At 36.9% G+C, this 13,579-nt stretch carries 18 protein-coding genes; 14 read left to right on the top strand and 4 right to left on the bottom strand.

From position 1 onward, the window contains the following. Positions 1-6: 6 nt before the first annotated feature. Positions 7-201: a hypothetical protein gene (locus ACFSFW_RS07260; protein ID WP_304216315.1), complete on the bottom strand. Its 195-nt coding sequence runs from the start codon at positions 199-201 to the stop codon at positions 7-9. Between the two features lie 185 nt (positions 202-386). On the opposite strand from ACFSFW_RS07260, the gene ACFSFW_RS07265 reads away from it, so the two are divergent. Beyond that, positions 387-653 (top strand): DUF2277 domain-containing protein, encoded by a 267-nt coding sequence (locus ACFSFW_RS07265; protein WP_388036634.1) that lies wholly within the window; start codon positions 387-389, stop codon positions 651-653. A gap of 50 nt (positions 654-703) precedes the next feature. Here ACFSFW_RS07265 and ACFSFW_RS07270 read toward each other — a convergent pair whose 3' ends face one another. After that, positions 704-1,315, bottom strand: a complete 612-nt coding sequence (locus tag ACFSFW_RS07270) for a hypothetical protein (protein ID WP_417398461.1) — start codon at positions 1,313-1,315, stop codon at positions 704-706. Between the two features lie 264 nt (positions 1,316-1,579). On the opposite strand from ACFSFW_RS07270, the gene ACFSFW_RS07275 reads away from it, so the two are divergent. The 13 genes from ACFSFW_RS07275 (at position 1,580) to tnpB (ending at position 11,768) form a co-directional block, all read left to right on the top strand. Next, on the top strand, positions 1,580-2,278 hold the full coding sequence (locus ACFSFW_RS07275) for a Type 1 glutamine amidotransferase-like domain-containing protein (RefSeq protein ID WP_388036640.1): 699 nt from the start codon (positions 1,580-1,582) through the stop codon (positions 2,276-2,278). A gap of 108 nt (positions 2,279-2,386) precedes the next feature. Then, complete coding sequence (locus ACFSFW_RS07280) at positions 2,387-2,764, top strand: VOC family protein (RefSeq protein ID WP_304216323.1); 378 nt, start codon at positions 2,387-2,389, stop codon at positions 2,762-2,764. Between the two features lie 194 nt (positions 2,765-2,958). After that, a complete protein-coding gene (locus ACFSFW_RS07285) occupies positions 2,959-4,812 on the top strand; it encodes an LTA synthase family protein (protein WP_388036643.1) in 1,854 nt (617 codons plus the stop codon). Between the two features lie 23 nt (positions 4,813-4,835). Then, positions 4,836-5,456, top strand: coding sequence for a glycerol-3-phosphate acyltransferase (locus ACFSFW_RS07290; protein WP_388036646.1), 621 nt, complete (start codon positions 4,836-4,838; stop codon positions 5,454-5,456). Positions 5,457-5,582: 126 nt separating this feature from the next. Continuing rightward, entirely contained in the window at positions 5,583-5,804 is a 222-nt protein-coding gene (locus tag ACFSFW_RS07295; protein WP_388036648.1) for a helix-turn-helix transcriptional regulator, read from the top strand. A gap of 46 nt (positions 5,805-5,850) precedes the next feature. Continuing rightward, the gene (locus ACFSFW_RS07300; protein WP_388036651.1) at positions 5,851-6,237 is read left to right on the top strand and encodes a hypothetical protein; all 387 of its coding nucleotides are present in this window, start codon (positions 5,851-5,853) and stop codon (positions 6,235-6,237) included. 91 nt (positions 6,238-6,328) lie between these two features. Beyond that, positions 6,329-7,201, top strand: coding sequence for a PhzF family phenazine biosynthesis protein (locus ACFSFW_RS07305; RefSeq protein WP_388037414.1), 873 nt, complete (start codon positions 6,329-6,331; stop codon positions 7,199-7,201). Between the two features lie 102 nt (positions 7,202-7,303). Next, the gene (locus ACFSFW_RS07310; protein WP_304216627.1) at positions 7,304-8,020 is read left to right on the top strand and encodes a DUF421 domain-containing protein; all 717 of its coding nucleotides are present in this window, start codon (positions 7,304-7,306) and stop codon (positions 8,018-8,020) included. Between the two features lie 161 nt (positions 8,021-8,181). Continuing rightward, complete coding sequence (locus ACFSFW_RS07315; protein ID WP_388036653.1) at positions 8,182-8,631, top strand: GNAT family N-acetyltransferase; 450 nt, start codon at positions 8,182-8,184, stop codon at positions 8,629-8,631. Next, entirely contained in the window at positions 8,631-8,972 is a 342-nt protein-coding gene (locus ACFSFW_RS07320) for an avidin-fold protein (RefSeq protein ID WP_388036656.1), read from the top strand. The genes ACFSFW_RS07315 and ACFSFW_RS07320 overlap by 1 nt, the downstream gene beginning before the upstream one ends. 105 nt (positions 8,973-9,077) lie before the next feature. Continuing rightward, complete coding sequence (locus ACFSFW_RS07325) at positions 9,078-9,428, top strand: DUF2200 domain-containing protein (RefSeq protein WP_388036658.1); 351 nt, start codon at positions 9,078-9,080, stop codon at positions 9,426-9,428. 328 nt (positions 9,429-9,756) lie between these two features. Then, the gene (locus tag ACFSFW_RS07330; RefSeq protein WP_388036659.1) at positions 9,757-10,254 is read left to right on the top strand and encodes a DinB family protein; all 498 of its coding nucleotides are present in this window, start codon (positions 9,757-9,759) and stop codon (positions 10,252-10,254) included. A gap of 356 nt (positions 10,255-10,610) precedes the next feature. Beyond that, positions 10,611-11,768 carry an IS200/IS605 family element RNA-guided endonuclease TnpB gene (gene tnpB / locus ACFSFW_RS07335; protein WP_388036662.1) on the top strand — a complete coding sequence of 386 codons (1,158 nt, stop codon included), beginning with the start codon at positions 10,611-10,613 and terminating at the stop codon, positions 11,766-11,768. A 36-nt stretch (positions 11,769-11,804) separates the two neighbouring features. Here tnpB and ACFSFW_RS07340 read toward each other — a convergent pair whose 3' ends face one another. Both ACFSFW_RS07340 and ACFSFW_RS07345 read right to left on the bottom strand, forming a co-directional pair. Then, positions 11,805-12,056, bottom strand: a complete 252-nt coding sequence (locus ACFSFW_RS07340; protein ID WP_388036665.1) for a 4a-hydroxytetrahydrobiopterin dehydratase — start codon at positions 12,054-12,056, stop codon at positions 11,805-11,807. A 76-nt stretch (positions 12,057-12,132) separates the two neighbouring features. Further along, positions 12,133-13,551 carry a PQQ-dependent sugar dehydrogenase gene (locus tag ACFSFW_RS07345; protein ID WP_388036668.1) on the bottom strand — a complete coding sequence of 473 codons (1,419 nt, stop codon included), beginning with the start codon at positions 13,549-13,551 and terminating at the stop codon, positions 12,133-12,135. Between the last annotated feature and the right edge of the window lie 28 nt (positions 13,552-13,579).

Genomic DNA, 13,579 nt, shown 5'->3' on the forward strand with positions numbered 1-13,579 from the left:
ATTATGCTAATAGGGTGAGGAATCTTTTATAAAAGTAAAATACGTAAGAAATTCATTTTCACTTAGTGATATATGATTCGTTAAATCCTTCGTTCTCAAAACAAACTCTTTAACTCCGATAAATTCTGATTCGGCAACGAGGTAAAACTGTGTTCCTTTTTTGTATCCTTTAAACTTCTTTTTTAATTGATATACTTTCATTGAATTACCCTACCTGATCTCTATTTCAATTAGATAAATTTCATTATATACGATTATGATGATATTCTGCTTTTAAACTGAATGTTTTTGATAAAATGAATGACACTGAGTTTAATTAACATGGACCTATCTTGTATAGTAGGTTTATAATCTGATAAAAAAGTAAAAGAAAAGAGGGGTAACTTATGTGTAGAAACATTAAAACTTTATTTAATTTCGAACCACCAGCTACAGATGAAGAGATTCATGCGGCATCTGTGCAGTACGTTAAAAAGATAACAGGGTTTAACAAGCCATCAAAGATTAACGAAGAGGCATTTCATCAAGCCATCAATGAAATAGCTTTAATTACTAGTAATTTGTTGAACTCATTAGAGACCAGTGCGGAGCCTCGTAACCGTGAAGTAGAAGCTGAGCGTGCGCGCATTCGATCAGCCAAAAGATTTGGATAAAATTAAAATCTAAACAAATAAACCCTCCTACTTTTAAGGAGGGAAAAACGTCAAAACATATCCGGATACAGCAGCACCATAGCGTCAGAAATCATGTCTGCCATTTTGCGGGCTTGCTTTTCAATCTTATCATATACTTCAATATCTTTTTGATATTCCTTATTAATCATAAAGACGGCTTCTTGTTTCGTTAAGTCTAGGTGTTCATAAAACATCTTACGTACTGCTTCTTCAGTTAAATATGGATTCCCACTACTTAAGAACTTTGCAATGTCATCTGCGTTTTGATACCACTTTTTTTCTGCTGTACTGGCAGCTTGTTGGTCACCGGCAATGGCTGCTTTCACTAGGTCAGCTGCAATCAGAAGATGTTCCTTAATTAAATTTCCATAAGTGGTTGCAGCCGCGTCACCATATAATCGGCGAATCATATTCCCCATATCTGTTGCATTTTGTAAGAGTCGAGTAAGGACAAATTGTAAATCGGGTAAATTGAAGGTTAGGCTAATAATCGCCATCCTTGTCCATGCAACATGCTCCTCCCACAAACTGCGCATATCGTTACGGTAATCAAGCTCAGCCTGGCTAATGCAACGATCTTTTTTCAGTGGGTTATAGGGGACCTTAATATGTTCCCCAACCCGCAAATAATTTGGATTAATCCCAGGATTTACTGAGAAAATCTCTTCTACAGTAGACTTGTATGCTCTCGCCAACTGCCAAAGATTATCCCCAGGTTGAACGGAATGTGTGTAAAAACGATTCAAATGTTAACACTCCTTTTAAATGTAGATGTTTACTAGGATATTCATGCTGAATTTGCTGGGTGAATGTCCAATTTAAATAGATAGATTTTAATAGTAAAAAGGGGAATGGGTAAATTTGGAGAATTAATATAAAAAGACATTCTAGGAGGAAAAGCTGATATGAGGCAGATTATTGCCATGGGCGGCGGGGGCTTTTCGATGGAGCCGGATAATCTTTTGTTAGATCAATATATTTTGGCTCAAGTAAACAAAGATTTCCCCAAGGTGTGTTTTGTTCCGACTGCGAGTGGAGACCAAACGAGCTATATCGAGCGGTATTATAAGGCGTTTAATACGCTTCCCTGCCAACCAACCCATTTATCTTTATTTGAACCAAATTTTAAGGATCTAGAAAAATATATTCTGGAGCAGGATGTTCTATATGTGGGCGGGGGAAATACCAGAAATATGCTTCTATTATGGAAGGATTGGGGATTAGATGCTATCCTGAAACAAGCATATGAGAATGGAATTCTTCTTGCTGGCCTAAGTGCGGGTGGGATCTGTTGGTTCGAAGAAGGATTAACCGATCCCTTAAATGCACCTTTATATAAACTGGGTTGTCTAGGCCTATTAAAAGGAAGTAATTGCCCTCATTATGATGGTGAAAGTAAAAGAAGGCCATCTTATCACCAATTAATCCTAGAAGGAAAATTAAAAGAAGGTTATGGTGTCGATGATGGTGTGGCCCTACACTTCGTAAATGAAACACTCTCTAAATCGGTTAGTTCCCGACCAAATGCAAAGTCATATTTTGTTAGAAGGACACATAATCAAATTGTAGAAGAAGAAATAAAGACTCTATACTTAGGTACTTGATAATAAATGTAGAGTGTAGACACCGGCCACCATGTAACGAGAGTTTAGATCTATTTAAACTAGGGTAGATTTAGTTTGTAGAGGTTAATACAAAGGAGTGAAAACCAAATGTTTAGTCAATTGGGTCAGGTTATGTTATATGTCAATAATCAGGATGAGGCAGTGAGTTTTTGGACAGAAAAACTAGGCTTTACCATTGTTGCTGAAGAAAATAATGGTCAAATGAGATGGATTGAAATCGCTCCTAAAAAAGGTGCACAAACAAGCATTATACTGCATGATAAGGAATTCGTTGCAAAAATGTCACCGGGTTTAAATCTTGGCACACCATCTTTAATGTTTTTCACGGAGAATCTCGATCAATTACATACCGACTTATCAAACAAAAATATAACCGTCGGCGAAATTGTCACGATGCCTTCTGGTAAGGTATTTAATTTTGCTGATAACGAAGAAAACTACTTTGCCGTAATGGAGAAAAAATAACTCCTTCATCCATTCTCTGTCCTTTCAAACGACTATCTTTCATTGGATAGTCGTTTTTGTTATGGAGCTGACATTCTTCAAAATGTAAAAAACTTGTAAAAATAATCCGGTTTAAGCACGACATTCCCAAATTTTAGTGTAAAATGTTTGATAAAGGAAAAAGAATGAATGTAGAGTGGAGAGGGATTTATCAAATGTTTCGCAAAGTTGAATCAATAAATACAACAAGTATAAAGCTTACTTTGCTCGTAACGTGTATTCTCTGGTTAAAGACAGTGATTGTTTGTTTTGTCGGGTTTAATCTTAGCATCCAATCCTATTTTGATATTTTATTAATACTGACAAGTTCCATTGGTTCCCTATTATTAATAATGGGTTTAAGTTTTTATTTTCGTGAAAAGGTAAATCGATTTGTATTGTTTGCACTATTAGTTTTGGGGACTGCGATCCTTTATGCTGATCTTCTTTATTATCGTTTTTATAATGATTTTGTGACGGTGCCAATCCTGTTTCAGTTCAATAATGTTGGTGGATTGAGTGCAAGTACGGTTGAATTGATGAGTCCCTGGGATCTCTTTTTGTTTCCAGATTTATTTTTAATAGGGTGGCTGTTCTTTAAGACAAAGTCCAGTCTTATCGTTACAAAACAACAAAAGAAGAAATATATAGCAGCTAGTTCAGCGTTGGCAGTTTTAGCAATTTGTTTTGGTTTGCTAAAATCAGTTCATCTTTTTTCGGAAGCTTACGACAGAGAGCAAATGGTGAAATCATTAGGCCCATTAAATTATCATGTGTATGATATTGCTTTAGGACTCAAAGCTCCTCTAGAGCGATTACTTGTAACAGAGGCAGATGCCGTGGCGTTAGAGGAACATTTGCAGCGTAAAGATTCCGAGCGAACGGACTTATTCGGAATGGCAAAAGGAAAAAATGTCGTCATAATCACGTTGGAATCGACCCAAGACTTTGTGATTAACCAAAAGATAAACGGAGAAGAAGTGACACCATTCCTAAATGAGTTGATTAAAGATAGTTTTTATTTTAATCAAATCTATGATCAAACAGCTCAGGGAAAAACATCCGATGCGGAATTTATGATCGATACAAGTCTATATCCATTGTCAAGCGGATCTGTTTTTGTAAGAAGACCAAATAACACGTATTATAGTCTTCCTCATATTTTAAAAGAGAAACGTAATTATTATGTTGCAGCTCTTCACGGGAATGTAAATACGTTCTGGAATCGGGATGTTATGTACAATTCCCTAGGCTACGATCGGTACTTTTCAATGGAAAATTATACGGTAACTGAAGAAAACTCGGTTAACTATGGATTAAAAGATATTCCGTTTTTTAAACAATCAGTCGAGCATATGAAGAACTTACCTGAACCGTATTATGCAAAATTCCTTACCTTGACCAATCATTTTCCCTATTTATTAGACGAGGAAGATCTGTATATTGACCCAGCGAATACCGAGGAAGAAGTAGTGAATCGCTATGTGACAACTGTTCGTTATTTGGATAAAGCAATTGAACTATTTTTCGAAGAGTTAAAAGCAGAGGGGCTGTACGAAGATACAGTGTTTGTGCTTGTAGGTGACCACTATGGTATTTCTGAGAAATATGAGAGAGGCCTCAATGAGTTACTCGATGAAGAGGATTCGATTGTCAATCAAGTAAAACATAAACAAATACCACTGATTATTCATGTACCTGGCCAAGAGGGGGAAACAATTACCACACAAGGTGGAGAAATAGATATACGTCCAACTTTACTCCATCTTCTTGGTATAAACATTGATAATCGTTATTCATTTGGCCATAACCTTTTCACAAGGGATAGTGACCATCCTGTTATTTTTCGAGATGGTGGTTTTTTATCAAAACATTACTTATATAAGGATAACGTTTGTTACAGCAATCAAGATGGTGGCCAAGTCGACTTACAGAAATGTGACCCTTATTTGGACGTGGTAAGAGAGGAACTAACACTTTCGGACAGTATCATCTTCGGTGATGTATTGCGATTTGTAGGTGAAGAATAAGTAAAATATGAAAAAGGTGAAGTATGTTAGGACTAGCGAGTATCATAATCGGATATCTATTTGGTTGCATCCATGGTTCAAACATCATTGGTAAGCTTAAAAAGGTTAATATTAAGGAAAGTGGCGTAAAAAATGCAGGGGCTTCAAACACCACAATTGTTTTAGGGTGGAAGTACGGAATTGTCGTAGCGTTGATTGACATAGGAAAAGGTATAGTTCCTATATTAGTTATGAATAGTTGGTTACGTCATTATTCTCTGGATGAGAGCACCTTTTACCTACTCCTATTTTTGAATGGAGCTTTTGTCATTATAGGTCACATCTTTCCTCTAACGATGAATTTTAATGGAGGAAAAGGGACGGCTTCAATGATAGGAGTTATGTTCGCACTTGATTGGAGGGTCGGTCTAATCGGTTTTGTTGTTCTCATTATCATCACACTAATCAGCGATTACCTTCCAATTGGTGTCCTTGTCATGTATGTAACGTGGGTATTTCTTACTTACTTATTTGGTTACCCTTTATATGCTATATTAATTACAATCGGCTTAACATTACTATGTATCTATAAACATATCGAAAACTGGAAACGAATCCAGAATCAAACAGAAACAAGGGTTTCGAGCATGCTTAAAAAGAAGTGATGCTTGTGATATATTACTTAATCAGGTAAATGATGTGTCAAACATGTTTGACACATCGTTTGCCTTTTTTATAATAAAGGTGTAAAAAAGTTTTTACACCTTACAAAACTAAGGGTGGCATTGTGAATGGAAAATAGAATTAAAGAACACAGAGAAAAAAGTGGGTTTTCTCAAGGGAAGTTAGCAGAAATGTGTAATGTCAGTAGGCAAACAATAAATGCGATTGAAAACAATAAATATGATCCTAGTTTGCAGTTAGCATTTGATATCGCACGGACTTTAGGAGTTACCATGGAAGAAATATTTATGCCAGAGAATGGGGGAAAAGGAATGGATAAGACAAAATAGTTGCGCTACTGTTTCATCTGATAGATGTAGGAGAGGGGAGATAAAGGTGAAGAAGAAAGACGTCATTTGGTTAATTGTATTAACAGGAATCACTTTATATATTGGACTCACATTATTAAGCTATTTTTATATTGGGGATTCGTTTGGGATTCCTGAATATTTAGTCATCATCGGACTCGTTATTGCCTGGGGGGAATTTATCACTTGGGGATCACGCAGAGAAGTACAAAAAGATGAAATGGGTAAAGAGATTATTAAGAAGAGTAATAACATAAGTTATAACATTCTATTTATATCACTATTAATTATTTGGATCGTAGACTATTTATTCGTTGGAAATGAACATAACTATCCGCTTTTTATTGCTTTGTGCTTAGCATATATCATTAATCCAGTCGTCCAATATATTCTAGTGAAAAGACAGATAGGTTAACGTTTAGGAAAGGCGACTAGTCATATAGTCGTTTTTTTCTTAACTTTTAGTAATGAATTCGCGGTTAAGAATTGGGGGGACGAATATGAAAATGAATTATTCGATTGTTGATGTATTTTCAACAGGAAAATACACAGGGAATCCACTTGCGGTTTTTAAAAACGCTAGTGCTATTTCTGATCAAGAAATGCAGCAGATAGCAAAAGAAGTTAATTACTCTGAAACTACTTTTATTACATCTGATTTAAAAAGTGACGGGGGCTATGATGTTCGAATCTTTACACCAAATGAAGAGATTCCTTTTGCTGGTCATCCTACTTTAGGTACTGCTTTTATCATTCAAAACGAAATAGTAGAGAAACCATTGGAAACACTGATTCTAAATTATACGGCTGGTCAGATTCCAGTTTCATTTAAAAACCAAGAAGAAGTTCTATGGATGAAACAAAATGAGCCTACCTTTGGTCAGGTTTTAGATAGAAAAATAGTATCGGATGTTTTAAACATAGATAGTGAATACATAGACGAACAGTTTCCAATTCAAGAAGTTTCGACTGGGCTGCCTTCGATAATTGTCCCTTTAAAGTCGTTAGAGGCAGTAAAGAAAGTAAATATAAATAGAGAAAAGTATTATAAGCTAATTGAGCATTTGGAAGCTAAAGCAATTCTGGTTTTTACACCAGAATCTTATAACGCCGAAAATGATTTTAATGTTCGAGACTTTGCGGATTACTATGGCATTCCTGAAGATGCGGCTACGGGCAGTTCTAATGGCTGTTTAGCTGCATACCTAGTGAAATATAAGTACTTCCGTAAAAATGAAATTAACATTCGTGTAGAACAAGGATACGAAATTGGAAGACCTTCTTTATTATTTCTAAAGGCAGATGAGCACAACGAGAAAATTAATGTTCATGTAGGTGGGAAAGTTATAAAAATAGCTCAGGGTGAATGGTTCTTATAATGAACGGAAGCTACTTTAATAATTGTATAAGAATAATATAATTGGCCAAATGGGAATACTTAACTTAAGTTTTTAAAAGACTTAAGGAGTGGGTTTAAAGTGATGCAGACGGTAAAGGAGATTCTGTTAGTTTACGGAAGAATCATAACCATACTCCCACTATTATTATTTGTGACGCTATTTATGGGCAAAAGATCGATTGGAGAATTGCCGGTTTTTGATTTTTTGGTCGTCATCACTCTAGGATCTGTAGTCGGTGCAGATATTGCTGATCCGAAAGTTGAACATATACATACAGCTTTTGCTGTAGTTGGCGTAGCACTTTTACAAAGACTCATAACCAATCTCATTCTTAGAAACAGAAAGATTGGTAAAGCCTTAACCTTTGAACCAACCATTGTCATTATGGATGGAATTTTCAAAGTGGAGAATTTGCGTAAAATTCATTATTCCTTAGACAATGTATTACAGATGCTTCGAGAAAAAGAAGTTTTTGATGTATCGGATGTTCAGATAGGGATTGTAGAAGCGAATGGCAGGATATCGGTCTATAAAAAATCAAATAAAGCATCAGTGTTACGTGAAGATCTAGGGGTACAAAGTAAACAAGATAATTTACCTTACCCAGTTGTTATCGAAGGGAAAGTTGACCATCATACTTTACATGAACTTGGTACGAATGAAACCTGGCTAAAGGAACAACTTCAAGGGAGAGGTATCAACAACATTGACGAGGTTTTCTTTGCATCCCTAACCTCGGATTTAAAGCTACACCTTTCACCTGTTAATACTGATACACCCAATCATATTAAGCACTAAAGGCATATGTGTGTAGGATATCCAAGATTGGTAGTCTATCTTGAGGGAGTTGTCGTTATACGACAGCTCCTTTTCTTTAAAAAAGCTGGCAAAATTACAGCAAAAATACCAAAATTAGTATAAAGTTATCTCAAGAAATAATGTTGAAGAGGTGGGAAACTATGAAAATAGTTCAGGCAACAATTGAAGACTTAGATGGAGTATCAAATTTGTTTAATTCATATCGGAAGTTTTATCAACAAGAATCTGATTTAGAAGGTGCTAAAGCTTACATAAAGGAACGTATGGAGGGTAAGGAGTCCGTCATTTTTGTCGTGAAAGACAAAGAAAACTATCTCGGCTTTACTCAACTTTATCCTACATTTTCATCCATATCTATGAAAAGAGCTTGGATCTTAAATGACTTGTATGTGGATTCAAATGCTAGAAAACAGGGCGTTGAAGAAATGCTTTTACATAAAGCCAAAGAATATGCAATTGAAACGGGTGCTAAAAGCATTAGTCTCAGTACAGCCCCAGACAATGATTCAGCTCAGAGATTATATGAGAAAAATGGCTACAAAAGGGATACACAATTTTATCATTATGAATTAGAGCTGGTGGGATCATGATGATTAACTACAATGGAAAAAGATTTGTTTCAATTGCGAACACTGAAAATGGAGAGGTTTCTTCAAAGACATTTTTCGATTACACACAAGAAGGGAATATCCTTTCAGCTTCTTATAGTGGTGGCGAAATTATAAAAGGTTTTCTAATCGGTATAGTTGAGGAAAATGGATGTTTGAATTTTAGATATAACCATGTAAATACCAGTAATGAGATAAGGGGAGGACAATGTTATTCAACTCCCGAATTACTTCCAGACGGTAGAATTAGACTGCATGAGAGTTGGAAATGGCTTGATAATGAACAAACAGAAGGAAAATCTACAATCGAAGAAGTAATCTAATCCTTTAATAGTTAATATTCAATTGACGGCTACAGGGGTTACTTTGTTTGAACCCAACTATTTTTCCAACTATAATAAAGAAAACCAAATAAGGAAGGTTATTTCATGACTAAACATCGGATTTATACAATGAGTTTCGCAGGAGTCTATCCTCATTATGTTACGAAGGCTGAGAAAAAAGGACGAACGAAAGAAGAAGTCGATGAAATCATTCTCTGGTTAACAGGGTATAGCCAGGAAGAGTTAGAAGTGCATCTAGAAAAAAAGACAAACTTTGAAGACTTCTTTGCGGAGGCTCCCAAACTGAATCCTTCGCGGGCTTTGATCAAAGGTGTCATCTGCGGAGTCCGAATAGAAGAAATTGAAGACCCACTGATGAAGGAAATTCGCTATATGGATAAGCTAATCGATGAGTTAGCAAAAGGAAAAGCGATGGAGAAGATTTTGAGGAAATAAAAGTGAAAATGAAGAACACTGATTCCATATAATCGTAAAAGGAATAGTGTTTCTTTTTTTTGTTCACCCACGCTTTTAACATCGGCGGGGGAACATACTTAAAAAAGTCTGTCCGATAGGGTACATAATTTGTAATGATGAAGGAATAAAAGCTGAATGAGCCGAATAAATCATAGTGTTTAGGGTTTTGTTGTATTTTCAAAATCAGGAGTCGCCTCTTAGGCTCCAATAAACTAGGTTTGCATTTTATTATAAAAAAAGCAGCAATCTTTTAGAAAAGAGCCTTTACCTTTGAAAGAATACACTAAACAGTAAGGAGATTGGTTGTATGAAAGTTGTAACCAAAATGTTCTTAGAACAACTCGAGATGCATTGCCATGAGAATGAATGGTTTGCATCTATGGATCAGGCGCTGAATGGAGTCACCGCAGCCGAGGCAGCCTGGACAAGTTCAGGAAAAAGCAATTCAATTTGGCAAATTGTTAACCATTTGATCTTTTGGAATGAGGATGTAATCCATCGAATTAAGGGCACAGAGAATCCACACAAGGCAGAAGACAATGAAGAAACCTTTGGAAACCCGGGGGATCCAGAAGACGAAAATGGGTGGGCTCAGACAGTGCAGCGCCTTAATGATGTTTTCAATAATTTAAAAACGGTTATTGCGGACCTTGACGAGGAAAAGTTAAAAGCTCCTTATGCAGCTAACAGGCACTCTATTGAGCGTTTACTGAGCAATATCATGATGCATGATACGTATCATCTTGGCCAAATTGTTCTGTTACGGAAGTTGCAATCCTCTTGGGGTGGCGTTGATTGGTCCTAAAACACAATAATGCAGTGACATTCATAAATAGCTAAAACGGTTTTACAAATGGTGTTTAGAGTCAAGAATTAAACTCCAATCAAAGATAGATAGAGCAAGATTAAAAGGAGATCATTTTATTGATCACCTATTTTTTAATCTGTAAATACAACTCATCATATTTTTCTGCTAATGTAAAATCCAAAGTCGTTAGTCCCCTCGCATTCCACGATGTAATCTTAACCGATATAAGTTTATGAGGAGTTCGAGTACACTTGTGTCTTTAGACATGAGATGAATCGAACTGTTTTTTTGTTTTCAAATCGGTACATATGTTCTATAATAGAGGTATATCTTTCCATGGGAGGTGCACTATCTTGAATCATCATAAAGCCTATCGATTTCGCATCTATCCAACCAAAGAGCAAGCTACGTTAATTAATAAAACGATTGGGTGTACCCGTTTTGTCTTTAACCATTTTTTAGGAAAGCAAAAGGACAAAGACAACTACTGGTATATCGTTGAGGAGATGGTTCAAAACGGACAGTTCCCTCATAATAAGTGGAAAGGTGAATTCTTTAATAAAAAAGAATCGATTAAAGCTGTAAAGCAACTAAAACAATATTACCCCTTCTTGAAAGAAGTGGACAGTATTGCTTTACAAAAAGCTGTTGAAAATCTTAGCGATGCCTATACCCGCTATTATAAAAAGCAAAACAAGGTTCCACGCTTTAAAAGTAAAAAGAACCCTGTCCAATCGTATACAACGAAATACACCAATGGAAATATTGAAATCAAAGGAAATAAATTGAAATTACCTAAGTTGGGTTGGGTTTCATTCGCAAAAAGTCGTGAGGTGGAGGGGCGTATTATCAATGCCACCATTAGAAGAAGTCCTTCAGGAAAATACTTCATCTCCATTGTGGCAAAGGTAGATATTCAGTCCCTCCCTAAAACCTATCAGGAAGTGGGTGTGGATCTTGGATTAAAGGACTTTGCGGTTTGCTCCGATGGGAAAATTTACGAGAATCCACATTTCTTACGAAAAATGGAAAGGAAACTCCATAAGGAACAACGCACCCTATCGAGAAGAATTGAGGGTTCTGCCAAGTGGAATAAGCAACGCATCAAAGTGGCTGGCATTCATGAGCGAATAGCCAATGCCAGAAAGGATTTCTTGCAAAAAGTCTCAACGGAATTAGTCAAAAACCACGACTTGATTTGTTTAGAAGATTTGCAAGTTTCCAATATGCTCAAAAATCATCATTTAGCAAAAGGGATCAGTGAGGTATCATGGGCAGAATTCCGCACGATGTTGGAGTACAAATGCAAATGGTACGGCAAGCAACTAGTTACGGTTGCGAAGAATTTCCCCAGTAGCCAACTATGTTCTTGTTGCGGATATCAACATAAAGAGGTCAAAAGCCTCAACTTGCGTGAATGGATATGTCCATCGTGTTCCGCACATCATCAAAGGGACTTAAATGCGAGCTACAATCTTCTTACCGAAGGCAAAAGACTCTTATCAGCATAACAACGCTAAACCGTAGGAACATACGGGGATAGCCTACTAATCCTTTCTCCGATAGGAGGAATAGCGTAGGAATCCTGCGACTTTAGTCGTGGGAGGTTCAAAGTCAATGGAGATAAAGGGATGGTGATTCATTTTTTCTGACAGGTGGGCGACATTTTCAACAAATTCTATACCGTTTAGATATTCCTTAAAGCGATATTTCCGTTGAATCCATTTTCCATTGACTAACTTCCAGTTTGGATGATCTGTTAGTTTTTCTTGGATGGCTGCCTCGCTAAGTTTTTCCATGTTCATTTCCCCTTTGCATTTATGGGGACAGGTCCCCTGTCCCAGCTGGGACAATGGACCTGTCCCTGTGTCCCACTTATTGAACAATTTCAAAGACTGTTCCTTGGTTGTAATCAGTCACTTTCGTAGAGCCATGAGCGCCTAGGTATAATTGGGTTTGGTTTAGGTTCGTCCCTAGGCTAACGTAATAAGCTGATTGAGTGCCAAAGTTATAATTGGTTTCAATGATACTATATTCGTTAGGCTTACCATCCATCTGTACCCTCGTATAAGCTAAGGCCCCCTTGACCGAAGGCTGTGATTCTTCTCCATTTCGTGCAAAATCAGTAAATACGACACTTCCTGTTAATGCGGGAATTCCATTCCCCATATAGGCTTGCACGCCTGTGAGCGCAATTCCGCTAAACTTATCAGGACGAGAGTCTTGGTGGTAATAACTAGTTAAGGGATGAATCCGTCTCACTGAAGTTTCAATCGCATCGTTGTAAAATGCAATTATTTTCTCATTCAAGGTCTGATTAGATGTACAGTTATTTATAATCGAAGTAGGCAAATTACCTTCCCACCCTCGCCAACCAAAATTAATAAATCCTTCTTGGTCAGTGAGACTAGGGGACTCCTTGTGTCCCGCAAGTTGAGTAACTGGTATGGGTTTGTAATGAACGAATGAAAAGATGGACTCGACTAATTCCTGTCCGACATTTCCCACATATTTAATAAATTGATTATTAATCCTTTGATAGGAAATTCCCGGTATATTGCGGACCCCCTTAGCAATTACCGTAAGAGTTTCCTGAATAGGTACTGGTAGTTCATTAAAACGAGTGACGACAGGTGGATTATGGATTGTTGTATTTTTACTAACATCGATTTCAATGATTTTCCCCGCGATTTCCATATCATCCTGGCTTAAATTAAACGGATCATACCCTGATCCGCCATCGCCGGTAGTTAGAACAAGTTTCCCTGTTTCTGGTGAAAAGTTTAAGCTGTTGACTCCATTATGATTTAAAAATGGCCTTCTTAAATTAAGTAAAGTCCGCCTTTTTTGGGGCTGGCCATTTGGTTGTAACATCCACTCTTCAACTGTATCAATATGGTCAAAAAGCGCATCTCGATTTGTCCATCTAAGGTTTAATGTATTGGGATCACACGGGTTCGGAGTATAAGATTCAGGAAGAGCCCCTGGGCCTTGGCTTCCGGCCACTGAATAGTGAAGATAAAACAAGCCGTTATAATAAAATCCGGGATGAAACGCTAGTCCTAGCAATCCTCTCTCATCATATCCACCAGATGCCCCAAGTTTGATGATTCGTGGTCGAATATCTAAAAAAGTCCGAATATCACCATTTCCTATGTAAAAGATTTCTCCGACTTGGGTTGCAATAAATAATCGTTCGATTGAGTCACCCGGAAGAAAAGCTGTTTTTAAAACAGTAGGTAAATTAATCCGTTGTAGAATGGGACGTAACCGAACCTTCACTTTTCTTAACAAACTTTACACCCCTTCTCATTGTTTTCTT

It is taken from the genome of Ferdinandcohnia salidurans, from assembly GCF_042680725.1.
Classification (GTDB): Bacteria; Bacillota; Bacilli; order Bacillales; family Bacillaceae_L; genus Ferdinandcohnia; species Ferdinandcohnia salidurans.

Bases quoted from the DNA above. Each gene is read 5' to 3' on its own strand.
- ACFSFW_RS07260 (WP_304216315.1), bottom strand. From the start codon at position 201: ATGAAAGTATATCAATTAAAAAAGAAGTTTAAAGGATACAAAAAAGGA.
- ACFSFW_RS07265 (WP_388036634.1), top strand. From the start codon at position 387: ATGTGTAGAAACATTAAAACTTTATTTAATTTCGAACCACCAGCTACA.
- ACFSFW_RS07275 (WP_388036640.1), top strand. From the start codon at position 1,580: ATGAGGCAGATTATTGCCATGGGCGGCGGGGGCTTTTCGATGGAGCCG.
- ACFSFW_RS07280 (WP_304216323.1), top strand. From the start codon at position 2,387: ATGTTTAGTCAATTGGGTCAGGTTATGTTATATGTCAATAATCAGGAT.
- ACFSFW_RS07285 (WP_388036643.1), top strand. From the start codon at position 2,959: ATGTTTCGCAAAGTTGAATCAATAAATACAACAAGTATAAAGCTTACT.
- ACFSFW_RS07290 (WP_388036646.1), top strand. From the start codon at position 4,836: ATGTTAGGACTAGCGAGTATCATAATCGGATATCTATTTGGTTGCATC.
- ACFSFW_RS07295 (WP_388036648.1), top strand. From the start codon at position 5,583: ATGGAAAATAGAATTAAAGAACACAGAGAAAAAAGTGGGTTTTCTCAA.
- ACFSFW_RS07305 (WP_388037414.1), top strand. From the start codon at position 6,329: ATGAATTATTCGATTGTTGATGTATTTTCAACAGGAAAATACACAGGG.
- ACFSFW_RS07310 (WP_304216627.1), top strand. From the start codon at position 7,304: ATGCAGACGGTAAAGGAGATTCTGTTAGTTTACGGAAGAATCATAACC.
- ACFSFW_RS07315 (WP_388036653.1), top strand. From the start codon at position 8,182: ATGAAAATAGTTCAGGCAACAATTGAAGACTTAGATGGAGTATCAAAT.
- ACFSFW_RS07320 (WP_388036656.1), top strand. From the start codon at position 8,631: ATGATTAACTACAATGGAAAAAGATTTGTTTCAATTGCGAACACTGAA.
- ACFSFW_RS07325 (WP_388036658.1), top strand. From the start codon at position 9,078: ATGACTAAACATCGGATTTATACAATGAGTTTCGCAGGAGTCTATCCT.
- ACFSFW_RS07330 (WP_388036659.1), top strand. From the start codon at position 9,757: ATGAAAGTTGTAACCAAAATGTTCTTAGAACAACTCGAGATGCATTGC.
- ACFSFW_RS07340 (WP_388036665.1), bottom strand. From the start codon at position 12,056: ATGGAAAAACTTAGCGAGGCAGCCATCCAAGAAAAACTAACAGATCAT.